Annotated in this window: 14 protein-coding genes; 7 read left to right on the forward strand and 7 right to left on the reverse strand. The window is 53.1% G+C overall.

What is annotated here, in order from left to right; genetic code table 11:
• Positions 1-56: 56 nt before the first annotated feature.
• Entirely contained in the window at positions 57-1724 is a 1668-nt protein-coding gene (locus KFE80_04410; GenBank protein ID UTW46145.1) for an AMP-binding protein, read from the reverse strand.
• A gap of 137 nt (positions 1725-1861) precedes the next feature.
• Here KFE80_04410 and KFE80_04415 point away from each other — a divergent pair, with 137 nt between their 5' ends.
• Positions 1862-2389, forward strand: a complete 528-nt coding sequence (locus KFE80_04415) for an RDD family protein (GenBank protein UTW46146.1) — start codon at positions 1862-1864, stop codon at positions 2387-2389.
• 60 nt (positions 2390-2449) lie between these two features.
• On the opposite strand, the gene KFE80_04420 is transcribed toward KFE80_04415, so the two are convergent.
• Genes KFE80_04420 through rmuC form a run of 3 tightly spaced genes read right to left on the reverse strand, consistent with a single transcriptional unit; the run spans position 2450 to position 5037 of the window.
• Positions 2450-3226, reverse strand: coding sequence for a class II glutamine amidotransferase (locus KFE80_04420; GenBank protein UTW46147.1), 777 nt, complete (start codon positions 3224-3226; stop codon positions 2450-2452).
• 3 nt (positions 3227-3229) lie between these two features.
• A complete protein-coding gene (locus tag KFE80_04425) occupies positions 3230-3754 on the reverse strand; it encodes a DUF2489 domain-containing protein (protein UTW46148.1) in 525 nt (174 codons plus the stop codon).
• Positions 3751-5037: a DNA recombination protein RmuC gene (rmuC, locus tag KFE80_04430; GenBank protein ID UTW46149.1), complete on the reverse strand. Its 1287-nt coding sequence runs from the start codon at positions 5035-5037 to the stop codon at positions 3751-3753. Before rmuC ends, KFE80_04425 begins: the two co-directional genes overlap by 4 nt.
• A 107-nt stretch (positions 5038-5144) precedes the next feature.
• Here rmuC and KFE80_04435 point away from each other — a divergent pair, with 107 nt between their 5' ends.
• Positions 5145-5972, forward strand: a complete 828-nt coding sequence (locus KFE80_04435; protein UTW46150.1) for a glutamate racemase — start codon at positions 5145-5147, stop codon at positions 5970-5972.
• On the opposite strand, the gene KFE80_04440 is transcribed toward KFE80_04435, so the two are convergent.
• Entirely contained in the window at positions 5959-6612 is a 654-nt protein-coding gene (locus KFE80_04440) for an NUDIX hydrolase (GenBank protein UTW46151.1), read from the reverse strand. The genes KFE80_04435 and KFE80_04440 overlap by 14 nt on opposite strands.
• An 82-nt stretch (positions 6613-6694) precedes the next feature.
• Between KFE80_04440 and KFE80_04445 the strand changes: the two genes are divergently transcribed.
• The 3 genes from KFE80_04445 (at position 6695) to KFE80_04455 (ending at position 14049) form a co-directional block, all read left to right on the forward strand.
• Positions 6695-9373, forward strand: a complete 2679-nt coding sequence (locus tag KFE80_04445) for a PD-(D/E)XK nuclease family protein (GenBank protein UTW46152.1) — start codon at positions 6695-6697, stop codon at positions 9371-9373.
• Entirely contained in the window at positions 9370-12786 is a 3417-nt protein-coding gene (locus KFE80_04450) for a UvrD-helicase domain-containing protein (protein ID UTW46153.1), read from the forward strand. Before KFE80_04445 ends, KFE80_04450 begins: the two co-directional genes overlap by 4 nt.
• 201 nt (positions 12787-12987) lie before the next feature.
• Entirely contained in the window at positions 12988-14049 is a 1062-nt protein-coding gene (locus tag KFE80_04455) for a 3-deoxy-7-phosphoheptulonate synthase (protein ID UTW46154.1), read from the forward strand.
• Positions 14050-14087: 38 nt separating this feature from the next.
• Here KFE80_04455 and nfuA read toward each other — a convergent pair whose 3' ends face one another.
• Positions 14088-14684 carry a Fe-S biogenesis protein NfuA gene (nfuA, locus tag KFE80_04460; GenBank protein UTW46155.1) on the reverse strand — a complete coding sequence of 199 codons (597 nt, stop codon included), beginning with the start codon at positions 14682-14684 and terminating at the stop codon, positions 14088-14090.
• Positions 14685-14774: 90 nt separating this feature from the next.
• The gene (locus KFE80_04465; GenBank protein UTW46156.1) at positions 14775-15386 is read right to left on the reverse strand and encodes a lipocalin family protein; all 612 of its coding nucleotides are present in this window, start codon (positions 15384-15386) and stop codon (positions 14775-14777) included.
• A 198-nt stretch (positions 15387-15584) separates the two neighbouring features.
• On the opposite strand from KFE80_04465, the gene metH reads away from it, so the two are divergent.
• Positions 15585-19301 (forward strand): methionine synthase, encoded by a 3717-nt coding sequence (gene metH, locus KFE80_04470; GenBank protein UTW46157.1) that lies wholly within the window; start codon positions 15585-15587, stop codon positions 19299-19301.
• Between the two features lie 35 nt (positions 19302-19336).
• The gene (locus KFE80_04475; GenBank protein ID UTW46158.1) at positions 19337-19546 is read left to right on the forward strand and encodes a DUF2970 domain-containing protein; all 210 of its coding nucleotides are present in this window, start codon (positions 19337-19339) and stop codon (positions 19544-19546) included.
• Positions 19547-19710: the final 164 nt, after the last annotated feature.

Here is a 19710-nt window from a genome sequence, read left to right on the forward strand (position 1 = left end):
GGGGATGGGCGCGAATACCTGCTGGCCCAGAAAGCGCTATACGAACAGCAGTGATATCAATCTCTGAGTTTTGCTCGCAGCACCTTACCTACATTGGACTTGGGCAAATCGTCACAAAATTCGAACTGCTGGGGGACTTTATAAGCCGTCAGTTGTTCACGACACCAGGCCTTGAGCTTTTTAGCCGTCAGCGCCGGATCGGTTACCACGGCAAATACCTTGATGGCTTCCCCGCTATTGGCATCGGGAATGCCGATAGCGGCACTCTCCTGAATAGCCGGGTGGCTGTTGAGCACGTTTTCAATTTCGTTGGGATAAACGTTAAAACCGGACACCAATATCATATCCTTCTTGCGATCGAGAATACGCAGAAAACCCTGTTCATCGACACTGGCAATGTCTCCCGTTCGCAACCAACCATCGCTGTCGAGACCATCGGCACTGTGCTGCTGATTATTCCAGTAGCCCTGCATGACCTGGGGGCCTCTGACCCAGAGTTCACCGGCACTGTTCAGCCCTTGGTCGGTACCTTCATCGACAATACGCACTTCGGTATCAGGCACCGCAGTACCAATGGTTCCCAGCACTTCCTGGCCGGGAACATTCACCGCCACGACTGGGGAGGTTTCTGTTAAGCCGTAGCCTTCGGTGATCGTACACCCAGTGGTTTGCTGCCATTGCTCCGCCACCACTTCAGTCAGCGCCATGCCGCCGGAAAACGTGAGCTTCAGCGCGGAACAATCCACTTTTCCAAAGCCTTTATGGCGCATCAAGCCGGCAAATAGGGTATTGAGTCCGAAGAAAATGGAAAAACGACAACTGCGCAGCACTTTTACCATGGCGGACAGATTGCGAGGGTCCGGTATCAGGTGAACGTGACCGCGAATGTAGAGCATCAGCACCATGCTGCCCACAAACGCAAAAATATGGTAAAGCGGCAGCGGCGCGATGATAATTTCATCGTTCATTTCAATGCCCCGGCCCTCCAGCATGCTGTAGGTTTGCAGGGTATTGGCAATTAAATTACCGTGAGTCAGCTCGGCACCCTTAGATACCCCGGTGGTGCCACCAGTGTATTGCAGCAAAGCCAAATCATCTGGGCCAGTATCAACCGCGGTTAATGGCTGCAACGCCCCTTTTTTCAGCACCTCAGCAAAAGAAATCTCATTATTTTGCCGGGTGACTTTTCGCCCCTTACCCAACAGCTTGACCGCTGCACCCATCAGCAATCGTTTTGGTGATGGCAACAAATCCACCACACCGGTGGAAATGATCAGCTCTACTTGAGTGCCCGATACTCCTTCCAGAGAGTTGTGCAACAGACTGTCCAGCACCACCAACGCCTTGGCGCCAGAGTCGGTCAGTTGGTGTTTTAATTCCCTCGGCGTGTATAAGGGGTTGGTGTTAACCAGAATTAAACCCGCTTTTAATACGCCAAAAGAGACCACCGGATACTGCAGGATATTCGGCAACTGAACCGCCAGACGATCTCCCTTTTGCAAGTGTGTATGGTGTTGCAGGTAGCTGGCAAACTGGTCAGATAAATGTTCCAGTTCAGCGTAACTCAAGGTCCCTCCCAAAGCACTGAACGCTGGGGATTCAGGTACTTCCTGAGCCCGCAGGTGCAGTACATCGACCATCGTACCTGGCATATTTTCTGGTAGTGTTTGGGGGATACCAAAGCGTTCGCGAGCAGACTGAATGGATTCTTGAACAGTGGTCATAGAGGTATCTTTTATTCTCCGGTAAACCGCGGGCCAGCGGCTCACTCAATGCTTTTTTTGCTACCATAGCTTGCTTTTACGACAAACCACAACTAGAAAAAATTCCTTCAACAACCATTATTTACACGGAAGACACTATGGATAGTCAAGATAGTCCTTATAAAACGCCAGAATCAGAACTCCTAACAAGCAACGCCCTCTCCGCGGATGACTTAGAGCTCGCGTCACGAATGAGCCGTCTGGGCGCTTCCATTCTCGATTCAATAATTATTCTTATACCGATGTTTGCGATTTATTTCCTCACAGGGATCTGGGATAGATTGATATCTGGAGATAGCACTTTCTCACTGCAACTAGCCGTCTTTTTCTGCGCGATTATTGTGTGGTTAACATTCAATGGCTACCTTCTCAAAAATCATGGTCAATCTATTGGCAAAAAAATAGTTGGTATTCAGATTGTGGATGTAGATAGCAACAAGGTTCCCAGCCTTACCACCACAGCAGGAATTCGCTACATCCTTATTCAATCGTCGTCATTAATACCCATTATAGGCAGTATCTTTATCTGGATAGATATTCTGTTTATTTTCAGGAAAGACCAACGCTGTGTTCACGATTTAGTGGCAAAAACCAAAGTTGTGAAATACAAAGCAACGGCATCTTAAAAGGATGATGTTATCCCCGCGGCCGCGGGGATAACTATTGAATATGGTGTCAGCAAGCAATCACAAAATACGCTTAAACACCTCGCCCTTTTTAAACACAATAAATTCACCAGCCTGCATAATATTCCACGCCTCATTAGCCGTCAGGGGCTCAGTGGCAATCACAGTTCCTGCAGTTACCGGGGTGTCCTTGAGTTTAAAGTCCACTGTCACATCGGCATCTTTCAAGGTCGCTTCCGCAAACGGTGGACGGCGGGTATACCAGCACAATTTGGTGGAGCAATAGGCGTAGGTGTAGCGGGAGTCACTGAATATCAGATTGCATACACCCTGCTCCCGCAGCAAGTCACACCACTCTTTGAGCCGGCGATGCAGGCGGCCTGGGCTTTTCGGAATTTCTGGAAATTCCTCGACAATATTCTTCATCAACCAGCAAAAAGCGTGTTCGGAATCGGTGGTGCCAACCGGTTTAAAACGGCCAAGTGGCCATTTTTTGACCGCTTTGAATTGGCCATTATGGGCAAACACCCAGTTGCGCCCCCACAACTCGCGAATAAATGGATGAGTATTGGCCAGGTTCACCTGTCCTGCATTAGCTTGGCGAATATGGCCAATCACATTACAACTGCGGATGGGATAGGAACACACGAAGTCAGCAATTTTGGAGCAATGACTGGGCTCCGGGTCGTGAAACGAGCGCACCCCCAGTTTGTCGTAAAAAGCAATGCCCCAGCCATCACGATGAGGGCCGGCATCGCCACCGCGTTTCATCAATTCCGTAAAGCTAAAACAAATGTCCGTGGGTTGGTCGGTGGACATTCCCAGTAACTCACACACTGTTTATCCCCCCGCCGGCTTGTTCGGCATGTAATAACCAACAGATGACTGCTCTTGCTGAGCGCTCTCTTCAGTTATACCAACTTGTTGGATATGACGACAGACATCCAGGACAAAATCCCCATATTTTTGCTCAACCGCATCCATTTCTTTTAAATGCTTCATTTGCTCACGAAATTTGAGCGCTTTCCAGTCATCAAGAATGGGAATATGAGCCAACTCCGCCGCCGCCAGATGCAAACTTTGATAGCGACTGTTTTCGCCCACCGGCCCCAATTGATTGAGCAAGCCACTGAGGCGAATAACGCACTCACTCATGGTCATTTGCTGTTCCAACATTGCACCGGCAATCACGCGAATGCTGTTGTGGATATTTTCGCTGCGCTCTCGCACCATTTGCTCGACTTCATCGCGCCACAGGGCGCGTTGGCGTTCCCGTTTACGCAGAGCCACAGCCAGATAAAGCGCGTACCCGCCAAGCGCCAACACAATCACTGCCGCTATAAAGACCCAAATTACTTCACTCATTTTTCATCCACCGCAATCAGCGCTTCTGACGCGTCCTCTTCGGCCCGTTCAAGGGATTCCCGGGCAATTTGTTTTTTGGCTTTGGCACCCAGTACTTTGATGTCTTCCACCCGTTTCACCAAATTCCCTCGGCCGGTATGCAAGCGTTTATTGGCGGTCTCCCAGGCCAGCTGGCTGCGCTCCAGGTGTTTGCCCACATCGTTAAAGGCTTCAATCAACAATACAAACTGGTCGTAAAGCGCCCCGGCTTGCTTGGCAATTTTTTCCGCGTTGCGGTTTTGATCTTCAAAACGCCAGATATTGTGGATGGTGCGCAAAGTGGCCAGTAGAGTACTGGGGCTGACCAGAATAATGCCTTTATCGTAGGCATCCCGGAACAGGGTGTGATCGTTTTCCAGAGCCACCATAAAAGCCGCTTCGACAGGCACGAAAATCAGCACAAAGTCGAGAGTGCGAATTTCATCCAGCTGCTCGTAAGCCTTGCGGGACAGCCCAGTAATATGGGTGCGCAGGGAGTTGATATGAGCTTTGAGGTACTGCTGGCGCTGCTCATCATTGTCAGCACTGCAATAACGTTCGTAATCGGTCAACGACACCTTGGCATCAATCACGATGTCTCGCTCATCTGGCAGGTGCAAAATCACATCCGGCATTTTGCGCCGCCCCTGGTCGTCCGTAAACGAGGCTTGGGTCTGGTATTCACGGCCGTTGCGCAAACCGGACTCTTCCAGCAGTCGCTCCAGCACCACTTCGCCCCAGTTGCCTTGCACCTTGCTGTCACCGCGCAGAGCATTGGTCAGGTTTTCAGCGCCCTGGCTGATCTGCTGGGCCTGCTTTTGCAGTTCGGTGATTTGCCCAACCAACTTGTTGCGGTCGGCATTTTCTTTGTCGTATACGTCTTCCACTTTTTTGCGAAAGCTTTTCAGTTCATCCCGAACCGGTGCCAAGCTGTGTTCCAGGGTTTGCTTGCTCTGCTGGGAAAAGCTTTTTTGCTTGGCGTCAAAAATACGGTTGGCGAGGTTCTCAAATTCCTGGGCCAGGGTTTGTCGAGCAGCTTTCAGTTCTGCCAGACGCTCTTCATAGCGTTCACTGCTGGCATTCAGGCGCTCATCCAGGACTGCCGCGCGCTGATTAGCGGCGGCCAGCTCTTCAGTCAGTTCAGCCTGAAGCTTGTTGTGCTTCAGACGTGCCAGTAGCCAGCCCGCCAACAATCCCAGCACTAATCCAGCTGCTAGTACAGGTAATAGACTAATAAGTGTGTTGTTATCTATGTGCTCAATCATAAGATCAATCGATCATGAAAAGATGGCCCGTATTCTACCAGTGTGGAGAGCCAGATTGGCCACTGCTGTGTACAATTGAGCAGAGTCTACCCAAGACAAAATTTGCCATGGCCGTTTCTGCACTTGCAACAAATGCTCCCAGAGCCGTTCCCAGAGTATTAGTGTTTGACTCCGGTGTTGGTGGCTTGAGCGTACTCGCCGAACTTCGCAAAGCGATACCCCAATGCGAACTGGTGTTCGCCTGCGACAATGAAGCCTTTCCCTACGGCACCAAAAGCGAAACTGCACTGACCTCACGAGTGCAAGCGGTGCTACAAGCTCTGATTCAACGCCTGCAACCGGATGTGATCGTAGTGGCCTGCAACAGCGCCAGCACCTTGGTACTTCCCAGTATTCGCCACCAGTTCAATAACCCGGTGGTTGGCGTGGTGCCCGCCATTAAACCCGCAGCAAGCATTAGTGCCAGTAAATGCATTGGCTTGCTGGCTACACCGGGCACCGTAAAACGGCGCTACACTCAAAACTTGATTGAAGAATTTGCCAGCCACTGCCAGGTGGTTTCAGTGGGGTCAGCAGAATTAGTAGAGTTGGCGGAACTAAAGCTGAGAGGAGGGCAATTACCCAAAGGTCAGTTACAACAAATACTGGAGCCGCTTTTTAACCCCACCGAGTTGGATACTATTGTGCTCGCGTGCACTCATTTTCCGTTGCTAAAAGAAGAGATGGCTGCACTGGCACCACGCCCTATACAGTGGATAGATTCCGGAGAAGCCATTGCCCGGCGAGTACACTCCCTACTGCCAGGCTTAGACCAAGAGCTGCCGCTGCAACCACACAGCATGGCACTGTTTACAGCACCCCACCCTGACCACAACTTGCTAACCAACGGTTTGGCTCAATTTGGCTGCACTACAACAGAAATTATCGAGGTTTAACTGGGTAAGGAAACGCCCACTCGGTCAATCCCAAACCCAATTCTGCAGGCACTTTGGCCACTGCTTTGCCATTGCCAAAACTCAACTCTGGTTTTATCGGCTCAATGGTCTGAACAGCAAATTCAGCTAACAGCTCTGTCACAGTAGCAAAGCCCACCAGGCGCAAGGCATTCGCCAGTGTCGGGAGCATCATCAGGTAATCACCCTGCTTCCCCTTAGTCACAAACTCCTCTGGGCTCAACCAGCGTAATTCCACTAATTCACTACCATCAACTTTGGCTTTCTGATCGGCCGGGGTCTGAACCACAAAGAAACGAGTATCAAAGCGTACCGCCATATTATCCGGTGCCACCCAGTGGGCAATGTATTGCAGACTTGCCGCCTCAATGGCCAAGCCCACCTCCTCCATGGTCTCACGCACCGCTGCAATACGATAAGGCAATAGTTCATCATCGGGGTTTACTGCCTGCGCCTGATCCCAATCGGCCTTTTCCAAAGCACCACCGGGGAACACCCAGAAATTCCCTGCCATTCGCAATTGGGGGTTACGACGCGCCACCAATAACTCTACTCCTTCCATACTATCTCGAAGAAAAATCACGCTGGCAGCGGGTTTGGCAGGAACTGGAGTTGTCGCCATAGAAGAAGTCGCCATTGGGGTTACAGTTGTGAGATTATCTCAAAGCCTGTTAGCACTAAAACAATCGCCGGCCAAAACGTCCATGCTGAATCCCCTTTTCGATATTGAACCGCTGCTGTCAGAGATAAAATCGGGCACTCAGATTCTCACCCCCAACAATCGCCTGACCAGCAAAATGCTGCAGGCCTGGGGACAACATCTAATCAGCGAAGGTGCGACTGTCTGGCCCCAGGCACGGGTATCCGCCCTGGAGCATTGGGTAGACGAACAGTGGCAACAGCTGGTAGCCAGTGCCTTTCCCGGTTCAGATAGCGTTGTTTTAACCCCCGCCCAGGAAAAACTGCTGTGGGAACAGGTGATCGACAGCGATCCCAACAAACCGCCATTGCTAAACGCCACGGGTTTAGCGAACACAGCAGCCGATGCCCATCGTACACTGGAGTTGTGGAACACACCCAAAGCCACGCTCAATCAATACCCAGAGCCGGGACTGGAGTTGCTGAGCGGCTGGCGCCAATCGTTTTGGCAACGGGTAAAGCAGCTCAATGGCATCACTGCCAGCCAGTGTTTGCGCCTACTGTTATCCGCTTTTCAAGAGGGTGTGGTCAAGCCAGTAGAACGCCTGTTGTTGGTGGACTTTCAAACCTTGTCGCCATTGCATCGGGAATTGTTATCCGCTGCCTGCCATGAGCTGATCGATTTTGGCTGGCCTGAATCCCAACCTAAAAACCAGGCTTTGGTGGCCCTAGACGACCCAAACCAGGAATTACAGCAGGCCGCTTACTGGGCCCGGCAAAAACTGGAAAGCGACACCAACTGCCGGGTGGGCATTATCATTCCCGACCTGCCCAGCCGACGCCAGCAGGTTGAGCGGGTGTTTCGCGAGCAGTTTGAAGGCAACTATAGCCACCCAAATACACCGCGCTACACCGCTCCGTTTAATATCTCCACGGCCACTCCGCTGGCCACCGTGCCGGCCATTGCCAGTGCTCTGCAGCTACTGGCAATAAACCAGCCCAATCAGTCGTTGCAAAGCTACTGCCAAGTACTCAACTCTCCCTTTTGGAGCGATTGGCAGAATGAACTACCGCTGCGCGCCTTGATTGAAACTCGCCTTCGCAAACAGGCAGCAGAAACCATCAGCGGCAGCAACTTCCGTGAACACTGCCAGCGGGCCCAGGAAGTATGGCCAGGAGAGCTGGCTCAATGCACCATCGAATTTGAAAATCTGCGCCGGAAAGCCAAAACGAAAGCTAACCACCGATACTGGAGCCACTTATTTCAGTCGCAACTGGAAGCACTGGGTTGGCCCGGTAACCGAGAGATCGATAGTGTGGAGTTCCAACAATTGGAGCACTGGAAGCAGTTACTGGAACAATTTGACGGGTTGCAGTTGGTGTCCCCCACAATCGATATCAACCAAGCATTGGGGCACCTACAGCAGTTAGCCCAAACCACGCCTTTCCAGGCGGAAACCGAAGACTCTCCCTTACAAATTCTCGGACTGTTGGAAGGTGCTGGGCTACGTTTCGATCACCTGTGGATAATGGCTACGGACGACCGCCAGTGGCCACCGCCGCCGGAGCCTAACCCACTACTACCGGTAAAGCTGCAACAGCAACAACGCACCCCCCGATCCAGCGCAGAGTTGGAATTACAGCTGGCGCAAAAGCTGCTGGACACTTACCAAAGCCGTGCCGGCGACGCGGTATTCAGTTACAGCCGCTTTGATGGCGATACCGCCCTGTCACCCAGTGGTTTGGTCGCCCATATACCCAGTGTGGAGATGGCTTACCCTCAACTAGCCCCAATACCTGGAGCATTGGAACTGGTGGCACAAGAAAACGGCCCCGCAATCGATCCAGAGCAAGAACCGGTACGAGGTGGCAGTGCCTTGTTAAAGGATCAGGCTATCTGCCCCTTTAACGCCTTTGCCCGCTGGCGGTTGGGGGCACAGCAACCCATAGAGCCTGTATCCGGGCTATCACCGTTGGAACGAGGCATTATCCTCCACGATGTGCTAGACAAATTGTGGGCAGAGCTGAGTGATTGGCAAACCCTCAATAACGCAGATGAAGAACAGCTAAACCAGCAGGTCGACACCATCAGCAGTTCACTGCTGCGCCGCTGGCAACATCGCAAACCGGAATTACCCCAGCGTTATTTCCAACTAGAGCAAGAACGTCTGAATACGCTGGTATTGCGCTGGCTGACAACAGAAAAGCAGCGCCAGCCTTTTGTGGTATCTGCCAGAGAAGCCACCGTTGAGGCAGAGTTTGTCGGGCTACCCTTGAAGCTGCGTATCGATCGTATCGACACCAGTGATGGTGGCGAGACTATATTGATCGACTACAAGACCGGCAACAGCACCATAGCCGGCTGGTTGGGAGAGCGCCCCAACGAACCACAGCTGCCACTCTACGCTCTACTGCAAACCCAAGCTCCTGCCGCTATCAGCTTTGCGATTATCAATGCCGACAAACAAAACATGGTCGGGCTGGCAGAAGACCAAGCGTTGGTCGCCGGATACAAGGTGTCGAGCCGTTACGCCGTGCCAGCGGACTGGAACGAGTTATTACAACAATGGCGAGAGAACCTGACCACACTGGCAACCAGCTATGGCAATGGTGAGGCCGACATTACTCCTTACCACCCCCAGCCCTTTTATTACCAAAGCGAATTGCTGCCCCTGAATCGCTGGCCGGAGCAGGCGCAAATGGCCCGGGCCGTGGCACGGCAACACGGGGAGCAAACCCCATGAGCCAGCCCAGCGATTTCCAGCAACGCCAGCAAGCCTTGAACCCAGAAGGCTCATTTGCGGTATCCGCCCCAGCGGGGTCTGGCAAAACCGGTTTGTTGACCCAGCGGGTACTGACCTTGTTAGCCACCTGCCAACACCCGGAAGAGGTATTGGCAATCACCTTTACCCGCAAGGCAGCGGCAGAAATGCGCCACCGCATTGTCGACGCGCTGCAGCAGGCTGAGTCTGAGGAAGCACCCAGTGCCTACTATCAGCGACAAACTTGGGAGCTCGCCCGCAAAGTGTTGGAACGGGACCGAGAATTGGGTTGGCAACTACTCTCTGTGCCAGGGCGGTTACGCATCCTTACCATTGATGGCTTGTGTCGTAATCTCGCCCGGCAACTGGTGCTGGAAAATGGCTTGGGAGAGCTGCCTCAGCCAGCGGAAGACCCACAGCCACTGTACCGGGAAGCCGTAACAGCGCTGTTTGCCACGCTCGGCAACCAGTCGCCAGACAACCACACTGGCAACGCCCTGGCCAGCCTGCTCAAGCATTTGGACAATAACTGGGCCCGCCTGGAAGCGCTATTAACCAGCCTGCTGGCAAAGCGGGAGCAATGGCTCAGCCATATCCTTGCCGCCCGCAGTGACGAAGCTCGCCGTTATCTGGAACAGCAACTGCAGCAAACCATTACTGAAACCCTGGTCAACACTCAGGAAAAGCTACAGCCTTTTGCCAGCGACCTTTCCCTGCTGCTGGACTACGCTGCCAACAACCTGAGCAACAGCCACCCAGATCACCCTTTATGCCAACTTCAAGGTATTCAGGAGTTGCCGGAGGCGGACGCCCACAGCGGTTATATCTGGCAAGTGATCACCGGGCTGTTGCTGATTAACAGTGGCGACTGGCGTAAGTCTGTAGATGTGCGCAGCGGATTCCCAGCGGGCAAAGGCGAACCGAAAGAACGCAAAGAACAGTTGCTGTCATTGATTGCGGAGCTCAAATCCGTAGACGGACTGCAAGAATTGCTGTTGGATATTCGCTCCCTGCCCTACCCACAATACCCACAACAACAGTGGCAGGTACTTCAAGCACTGACCGACATACTCCCCCAATTGAGTGCGCAACTGAGCCTGGTGTTTTTGCACCACGGCCAGTGCGATTTTACCGAAGTCACACTGGCAGCATTGCGCGCACTGGGTGACGAGGATCAACCCACAGACACTGCTCTGCGCCTGGACTACCGCATTCGCCATATTCTGGTGGACGAGTTTCAGGATACTTCCAGCAGCCAGTTTCAATTATTGCGCCGACTTACCGCTGGCTGGCAACCGGACGATGGCCGCACCCTGTTTATTGTGGGCGATGGCATGCAATCTCTGTACGGATTTCGCAGCGCCAATGTGGGGCTTTTTCTGGAAGCGCGGCGCCACCCCATTGGCCAGCTGCAGCTGCAACCACTGGATCTGACCGTTAACTTTCGTTCCCAGAGCAAGCTGGTTGCCTGGACCAACGACCACTTCCAGCAGGCGTTTCCACAACAGGACAACATCACCCGCGGCGCCGTGCGCTACAACCAGGCACAGGCATTTAATTCGGAGTTGGCTGGCCAGGCCGTCACCCTCGACGGAATTGTGGACAGCGACAACCGTCAATTAGAAGCGGAATTGGTGGTGGAAAAAATCCAGCTGGCCAAAGCCAGCAACCCATCTGGCTCCATCGCAGTGTTGGTACGTAACCGCAATCATTTGCAGGAAATTCTGCCCGCTCTCTACCAAGCCGGCTTGAGTTGGCAGGCCATCGATATCGAACCCCTGGCCACCCGCATGGCGGTGATCGACCTACACAGCCTGACCCGTGCTCTGCTATCACCCGCAGACCGAATTGCCTGGCTGGCCATTCTCCGCGCGCCTTGGTGCGGTTTGAGTTTGGCAGACATTCACAGTTTGGCGAACACCCCACTTGAACAGAATCCGAAAGCACCGGATGAACATTACCCGTTACTGCTTGAGCAGCTGAGGCATTTCGAGCAACTACCCAACTTAACCGCTGATGGGCGCGCCATTTTGAGGCGTGTGGTACCGCTGCTGCTGGATGGCTTACAGCAACGGGGGCGTAAACCCATACGCACCTGGATTGAAGGCCTGTGGCTGGCACTGGGCGGGCCATCCGCCCTACTGGACGCCAATGATATTCGACATGTGCGCCGCTACCTGGATTTACTGGAACAACACAGTGGCAGTGGCCACATAGACGACTGGGAAGTATTTAACCGCGCCCTAAAAGCCTTGTATGCAACACCGCCCAGCGGCAGCGATGAAAACCTGCAATTAATGACCATCCATAAATCCAAGGGGCTGGAGTTCGACACTGTGATTATTCCGGGCCTGGATCGCGCCACCGCCAGCAACGATTCCGAAATACTGCTTTGGCGGGAACGCATCGACCAGGCAGGCCATCCGCAATTGCTGTTAGGCCCCCTACAAGCCAGTGGAGACGGTCAGGACTCCCTGTTTGAGCACCTTAAGAACGAAGCCAAGCTGAAAACCCGGCTGGAAAATACCCGGGTTATTTATGTGGGTGCTACCCGTGCCATACAGCGTTTGCATCTGTTGTTCCATATCAACAGTGGCAACAAAGACGACTTTAAACCACCCAATGCCAACAGCCTGTTAGCACCGTTATGGCAGCAGTTTGAACCACAACTGCTCAATGCCACAGAGCATTGCCAACTGCACTACGAAACCCAAAAATCGGATCAAAGTGAGCAAGTCGCCAGCTTGACCCACTACGGCCGCCTGCCCCCCAGTTGGCAGCCGCCGGATTTGGCAGGCGACCCGCTGTTGGCCCCCTATCGCGGTCGAGCCAGTGGCTATAAAGCAGCGCAAGACAACACCAGCAACAATAACGACAGCGCTCGCCACACCGGCACAGTATTGCACCGCACCTTGCAGCAAGTGGTCAGCGAAGGCATCAACCAATGGGATCAACAGCGTATCCAGTCACAGCAGCCTTTCTGGCGCAGTCAGCTGCAACAATTGGGAGCTTGCAACGACGATCTAAACGCAGCGGTGAATAGTCTTGAGAAAGCGATGGCTGCCACGTTGACTGACATCAAAGGGCAATGGTTGCTGGATAACAACCATGCTGAAAGCCAGTGTGAATGGCCGTTAAGCTACCAAACCCATAAAGGCCAGCAACGTTTGGCAGTGATTGACCGCACCTTTATTGCCGATGGCGAACGTTGGATTATTGATTACAAAAGCAGTAAGCCCGATAGCGGGCAGGCATTAGAAGATTTTCTACAACAGCAGCGGGCACTTTACACGCCCCAGCTAAAGCACTACCAAAGTCTGCTCAAGCAGCTGGAGAACAAGCCCACCCGCCTTGCCCTGTACTTCCCTTGTATCCCGCATTTTATTGAGCTTTAGAACTGACCAACAAACTTTAAGACATAAGCTGCGGGTCACTTTCTGAGACACACAGCTTATGCCTCATCCAAAGCTCGATTAACCGCATAAAAATTATCTATTTCAAATAAAGTCAATGCCCCGTAGAATCACCACCCTTTGACAGTCTGTAAATCATCAGTTACAGCCAATTTATAGCTACAACCGATTTAGAGTTTCGCCATGACGCAACAAGCCCTACACAACCTGCGTATCTCCTCACAGGAGACGCTGATTACTCCCCACGAGCTAAAGCAAGAGCTGCCCGTAAGCGACAAGGCCGCAGAGGTAGTTGCCGCTGGCCGCGAGGCGATCCAGAACATTCTGGATCGCAAAGATCATCGCGTCATGGTGGTACTGGGCCCCTGCTCGATTCACGACGTTGATGCCGCCATGGAGTACGCCCACCGCCTGAAAGCGCTGGCGGAAAAGGTCGACGATACCCTGTTGCTGGTTATGCGGGTTTACTTTGAAAAGCCCCGCACCACCGTAGGCTGGAAAGGCCTGATTAACGACCCCTACCTGGACGATTCCTTCAAAATCCAGGACGGCCTGCGCATTGGCCGCAAGTTGCTGATGGATATTTCCGAACTGGGCCTGCCCACCTCCACCGAGGCACTGGACCCCATTTCACCGCAATACTTGCAGGATTTGATTAGCTGGTCGGCCATTGGTGCCCGCACCACCGAATCGCAAACCCACCGGGAAATGGCCAGTGGTCTGTCTTCCGCAGTGGGCTTCAAGAACGGCACTGATGGTGGCTTAGAGATCGCCATTCACGCCATCCAGTCTTCATCCAAATCTCATCGCTTCCTGGGTATCAACAGCCAGGGACAGGTGGCGATCACCGAAACCGCGGGTAACCCTTACGGTCACGTCGTGCTGCGCGGCGGTAACGGCAAGCCCAACTACGATTACGTGAGCGTGTCCATGTGCGAGCGAGAGCTGCAAAAGGCAGGCATCACCCCCAATATTATGGTGGATTGCAGCCACGCCAACTCCAACAAAAACCACGAATTGCAGCCGCTGGTGATCGAGAATGTGGCCAACCAGATCGCCGAGGGCAACCAGTCTATTATCGGCATTATGGTGGAAAGCCACCTTCACGAAGGCAACCAAAAAGCCGGGCCAGATATGGCTTATGGCGTGTCGATTACCGACAAATGCATCAACTGGGAAACCACCGAAAAAACCATGTTGGAAATGCGGGACAAGATCAAAGACGCATTAAAACAACGGGCATAAAAAAGGGGCGAAAGCCCCTTTTTTATGCCTGCATATATTTACTGGTAATAAGCCGACGATTTGTCGCTGTGATCGGTAATGTCCCGCACCCCTTCCAGCTCTGGAATCTGATCCATCAGGGTCTTCTCCACGCCATCTTTAAGGGTCATATCCACAGCACTGCAACCCTGACAACCACCGCCAAAACGCAAAACGGCGATGTTGCCGTCCATGGTTTCCAGTGACACATTGCCACCATGAGAGGCCAAGCCGGGATTCACTTCGCTGTACAGCAGGTAGTTGATTTTGTCTTCGATGGGGCTGTCGTCAGAAACTTTTGGCATCCGCGAATTGGGTGCGCGAATGGTCAGCTGGCCACCCATTTTGTCCGCCGAGTAGTCGACCTTGGCTTCGTCCAAAAACGGAATGCTGCGCTCTTCAAACCAGGCATCAAAGCCGTTGAGCGCCATTTTGGTATCGCCCTCTTTCTCTTCACCGGGGCGACAGTAGGCTATGCAGGTTTCTGCCTTCGGGGTACCGGGATCAGAGACAAACATGCGAATGGCAATGCCTTCGCAATCCTGCTTTGACAAAAGTCCTGCCAGGTACTCCTGGGCAGAATCTGTAATGGTGATATTCAGCTGTTCCGCGCTCATACTTCTGTGCTGCCATAAATCCGAGTAATTTAGTCATGTATTCTACCCGCAGCCGGTTTACGGAACAACCGGCTGCATACAATAAACCAATTAGCGCGGAGCCAAAGGCTCGTTATCACCTACTTCCAAAATCTTGGTCAAGCGCTGTTGCTCATTATCCCAGTTCTGCGGCTGCCGCTGGATAATGGCTTTGTCGTAACCTGCATTTTCCAACTTACTTAGCATTGCCTGATAGGTACTGTCATCCATATCCGGAGTGCGCTGCATAATCCAGGCATAGCGGCGATTGGGGTGGGCGATAATGGTTTGCTGGTAGTCCTCGGACAAATACATCACCACGTAATCCGCCTTTATCGGCCAGAAAAACTGCATACGCCATTCTGCATTGGTGTCTTTGTCGTACACAAAACCGGTAGGCTTCAGAGTTTTCAACTTGCCGTCAAAGCCGCCCTTGCGAAACTGGTAGGTGGTGAGAATTTTGCCGCTGTCATCAAGGTAATAGTGCTCAACCCCATTGTGGGCGTTTTTATCCATAAACGTGGGGGTGTAGCCCACTACGTACCAGCTACCCATAAACCGCTCAAGGTCAACGTAGCTGGCCTGAGGCAATGGCTCCGGGTGACTGGCACAACCCACCAAAAACACGGTTGACGCAATCCAGCTCAGGGAGCGACTTCTCTGCCTGGTCAATGAATTCCGCATATTTGCTCTCCCGTCGATAAAAACAGGATTAAACCCGGCAGGCCGTGAAATTCCTGTAAAGGCACATCGGCGCAATTATTGAGTACCACTCAAGCTGAAGCCGCAGAACTTTCAAGCAAAAACACGGAATAAAGAAGGCCCCGGAAACGCAAAATTGTTAGAATTGAGGATTTTCTGACACCACAATTGGATACCCCTGTGACTGATCGCAACACCCGCATTCAAGCCCTTCACAACGCCGCCGCCGAACGCATTCTGATTCTTGACGGCGCCATGGGCACCATGATCCAGCAGCACAAACTGCAGGAAGCTGATTACCGGGGCGAACGCTTTGCGGATTGGGGGCAGGACCTGGGGGGCAATAACGACCTTCTGACCCTTACCCAGCCGGATATTATCCGCGATATCCACGATGCCTACCTGGCAGCGGGCAGCGACATTCTGGAAACCAATACCTTTAACTCAAACCGCATTTCCCAAGCGGACTACGGCATGGAGGAGCTGACTGGGGAGCTCAACCGTGAAGGCGCCCGCCTGGCCCGCGAAGCCGCAGACGCCTGGACCACAAAAGAGCCCCACAAGCCGCGTTTTGTGGCCGGTGTGCTTGGCCCCACTAGTCGCACCGCGTCTATTTCGCCAGACGTAAATGACCCGGCAGCGAGAAATACCAGCTTTGATCAGTTAGTAGAAAACTATATCGAGGCCACGGCCGCGCTTATCGAAGGCGGCGCCGATCTGATTTTGATTGAAACCGTGTTCGATACCCTCAATGCCAAGGCCGCCGTGTATGCGGTGCAGGAGGTGTTTGAACAACAGGGCTTTGAACTGCCTATTATGATTTCTGGGACCATCACCGACGCCAGTGGCCGCACCCTGTCCGGACAAACCACTGAGGCTTTTTGGAATTCCCTGGCCCACGCCAAGCCGTTTTCCATTGGCTTGAACTGTGCGTTGGGGGCGGAAGAACTACGCCCTTACGTGGAAGAAATGTCACGGGTGGCTGATACCCTGGTCAGCGCCCACCCCAACGCCGGACTGCCCAACGAGTTCGGTGAATACGACCAGACCGACGATGAAATGGCGGACATTGTCGGCGAGTTTCTCGAAAGCGGAATGCTCAATATTATCGGTGGCTGCTGCGGTACTTCGCCAGAGCACATTCGCGCCCTTGCCGAGCGAGCGGCCAAGTGCGCACCCCGCAAAGTGCCCGAATTGGAACCCGCCTGCCGCCTGTCTGGGCTGGAGCCTTTTAACATCACCGCCGACTCCCTGTTTGTAAATGTGGGCGAGCGCTGCAACGTCACCGGCTCCGCCCGCTTTAAGCGGCTGATTCTGGAGGAGGATTACGATACCGCTCTGGACGTAGCCCGCGCTCAGGTGGAAGACGGCGCCCAGGTGATCGATATCAACATGGACGAGGGCATGCTCGATGCCCACAAGGCCATGGTCACTTTTCTCAACCTGGTGGCATCGGAACCGGATATTTCCCGCATTCCCATTATGGTGGATTCCTCCAAATGGGACGTTATTGAAGCGGGTCTGAAGTGCATTCAGGGCAAGCCCATTGTGAATTCCATCAGCCTCAAAGAAGGTGAACAGGAATTTCTGGAAAAAGCTCAACTGTGCAAACGCTACGGTGCTGCTGTAGTAGTAATGGCGTTCGACACCGAGGGCCAGGCGGACAATCTGGAGCGCCGCATTGAAATCTGTTCCCGCAGCTACGACTTGCTGGTAAATACAGTCGGCTTTAACCCCAACGATATTATTTTCGATCCCAATATTTTTGCCGTGGCCACCGGTATTGAGGAGCACAACAACTACGCGGTGGACTTTATTGAAGGCACACGCTGGATCAAACAGAACCTGCCGGGGGCGATGATTTCCGGCGGCGTATCCAATGTATCGTTCTCTTTCCGGGGCAATAACCCAGTACGCGAGGCTATTCACTCGGTATTCCTGTACCACGCCATTCAGGCGGGCATGAATATGGGCATCGTCAACGCTGGCCAGCTGGCGGTGTATGACGACTTGCCGGAAGAACTGCGTGAAAAAGTCGAAGACGTGATCCTTAACCGCCCCGCTGCCAACAACCAAGCCAATACCGAAGCGCTGCTGGATATTGCCGAAAAATACCGTGGCGATGGCAGCACCGGCGAGAAAAAGGAAGACCTGGAATGGCGAGAATGGCCGGTGGAAAAACGCCTGGAACACGCCCTGGTCAAAGGTATTAACGCCTATATTGAAGAAGACACCGAAGCCGCCCGCCAAAACACCAGCCGCCCGCTGGATGTGATTGAAGGCCCGTTGATGGACGGCATGAACGTGGTGGGCGACCTGTTTGGCTCCGGCAAAATGTTTTTGCCACAAGTGGTGAAATCCGCCCGGGTGATGAAGCAGTCGGTGGCTTACTTGCAGCCGTATATTGAGGCCGAAAAAGATGGCGCTGCCAAATCCAACGGCAAAGTGATTATGGCTACCGTTAAGGGCGACGTGCACGATATCGGCAAAAACATTGTCGGCGTGGTGTTGCAGTGCAACAACTTCGAGGTTGTGGACCTGGGGGTGATGGTGCCCGCGGAAAAAATCCTAGACACCGCACAAAAAGAAAACGCCGATATTATTGGCCTCTCCGGTTTGATCACCCCGTCGCTGGACGAAATGGTGCACGTGGCCAGCGAAATGGAGCGGCTGGAAATGAACCTGCCATTGTTAATTGGCGGCGCCACCACCTCCAAGGCTCACACTGCGGTAAAAATTGACCCCAAGTTCAATCTCAACCAAGCGGTGTATGTGGCGGATGCCTCTCGCGCCGTGGGGGTTGCCACCACTCTGATGAGCGATGAGCTGCGCAAGCCGTTCTACGCAGAGCTGACCGACGAATACGAAAAAGTGCGAGTGCGCACCGCAAACCGCAAACCGCGAGGCACCGTACTGCCCTACCCCAAAGCCATTGAAGCGGGCTTCCAGTGGGACTGGGACAACTACCAGCCGCCGGTGCCTACCTTTACCGGCACCAAAGTGTTTGACGATTACCCACTTGAAGAACTGATCGACACCATCGACTGGACGCCGTTTTTTATTTCCTGGGATCTGGCGGGCAAATTCCCGCGCATTCTCGAGGATGAGGTAGTGGGCGAAGCTGCCACCAGCCTGTACAACGACGCTCAAGCTATGTTGAAAGACATTGTCGAGAAAAAGCTGCTCACCGCCAAAGCGGTGATCGGCCTGTGGCCAGCCAACCGGGTAAATGGCGATGATATTGCCGTGTATGAGAACTCAGAGCGTTCTACCGAGTTGGCGCAGTTGCACCATATCCGCCAGCAAAACGCCAAGCCCGGCGCCACCATTAAACACCACAGTTTGGCGGATTACATTGCCCCCAAAGGCAGCAATGCAGAAGACTATATTGGCGGCTTTGCGGTCACCGCTGGCATTGGCGCGGAAGAATTGGCCCAGCAATACGAAGCCAACGGCGACGACTACAATGCCATTATGATTAAGGCGCTGGCAGACCGATTAGCAGAATCCTTTGCGGAGCATATGCACAAACGCGTTCGTACGGAGTTCTGGGGTTATGTGCCTGATGAAACTCTGGACAACGAGGCATTGATCAAAGAAAAGTACACCGGCATACGCCCGGCCCCCGGCTACCCCGCCTGCCCGGACCACACGGAAAAAGCCATTCTGTTTAAACTGCTGGATGTGGAACAGAGCATTGGTTTATCGTTAACCGACAGCTACGCCATGTTCCCCGCTGCGGCGGTGAGCGGCTGGTATTTCTCCCACCCGGAGTCGCGCTATTTCAACACCGGCAAAATACAACGGGATCAGGTGGAAAGTTTGGCGCAGCGTAAAGGTATGGAATTGCGGGAACTGGAACGCTGGCTGACACCGGTGCTGGGTTACGACCCCTAGGGTGCAGATTTAAATCTGTCCCAGGAGCAAAACACATGAATAACGAAGCGAAAGATAAAGACAAACCCACCGTCAAGGAGCTGATTGGCAGCACCTTGGCGGCAGGCATTGGTGTTCAAAGTGACAAAAACCGCGAGCGGGATTTTAAAAAAGGCAGCTTTAAAACGTTCTTATTGTGCGGGGTTATTTTTACCGTGCTATTTGTTTTTGGGCTAATCGCCATCGTAAAGCTGGTACTGCCCTAATCTTTTTACTGCACGGCACTCCACGAGATTTATTTTCTAATTTATTGTTGACTCACCCAGTAGATCATTCCCGTTACTACTAACAGCACTGCAAACAACGCTGCCATCGCATCGGTTTTACCATTGTCGTCACTGGCGGCAGTTTCTACTTGTTGTTCCTGCTC

The organism is bacterium SCSIO 12696, assembly GCA_024397955.1.
Classification (GTDB): domain Bacteria; phylum Pseudomonadota; class Gammaproteobacteria; order Pseudomonadales; family Porticoccaceae; genus SCSIO-12696.

Excerpts from the sequence above, each read along its gene's own strand:
- KFE80_04410 (UTW46145.1), bottom strand. The coding sequence starts at position 1,724 with ATGACCACTGTTCAAGAATCCATTCAGTCTGCTCGCGAACGCTTTGGT.
- KFE80_04415 (UTW46146.1), top strand. The coding sequence starts at position 1,862 with ATGGATAGTCAAGATAGTCCTTATAAAACGCCAGAATCAGAACTCCTA.
- KFE80_04425 (UTW46148.1), bottom strand. The coding sequence starts at position 3,754 with ATGAGTGAAGTAATTTGGGTCTTTATAGCGGCAGTGATTGTGTTGGCG.
- rmuC (UTW46149.1), bottom strand. The coding sequence starts at position 5,037 with ATGATTGAGCACATAGATAACAACACACTTATTAGTCTATTACCTGTA.
- KFE80_04435 (UTW46150.1), top strand. The coding sequence starts at position 5,145 with ATGGCCGTTTCTGCACTTGCAACAAATGCTCCCAGAGCCGTTCCCAGA.
- KFE80_04440 (UTW46151.1), bottom strand. The coding sequence starts at position 6,612 with ATGGCGACAACTCCAGTTCCTGCCAAACCCGCTGCCAGCGTGATTTTT.
- KFE80_04445 (UTW46152.1), top strand. The coding sequence starts at position 6,695 with ATGCTGAATCCCCTTTTCGATATTGAACCGCTGCTGTCAGAGATAAAA.
- KFE80_04450 (UTW46153.1), top strand. The coding sequence starts at position 9,370 with ATGAGCCAGCCCAGCGATTTCCAGCAACGCCAGCAAGCCTTGAACCCA.
- KFE80_04455 (UTW46154.1), top strand. The coding sequence starts at position 12,988 with ATGACGCAACAAGCCCTACACAACCTGCGTATCTCCTCACAGGAGACG.
- nfuA (UTW46155.1), bottom strand. The coding sequence starts at position 14,684 with ATGAGCGCGGAACAGCTGAATATCACCATTACAGATTCTGCCCAGGAG.
- KFE80_04465 (UTW46156.1), bottom strand. The coding sequence starts at position 15,386 with ATGCGGAATTCATTGACCAGGCAGAGAAGTCGCTCCCTGAGCTGGATT.
- KFE80_04475 (UTW46158.1), top strand. The coding sequence starts at position 19,337 with ATGAATAACGAAGCGAAAGATAAAGACAAACCCACCGTCAAGGAGCTG.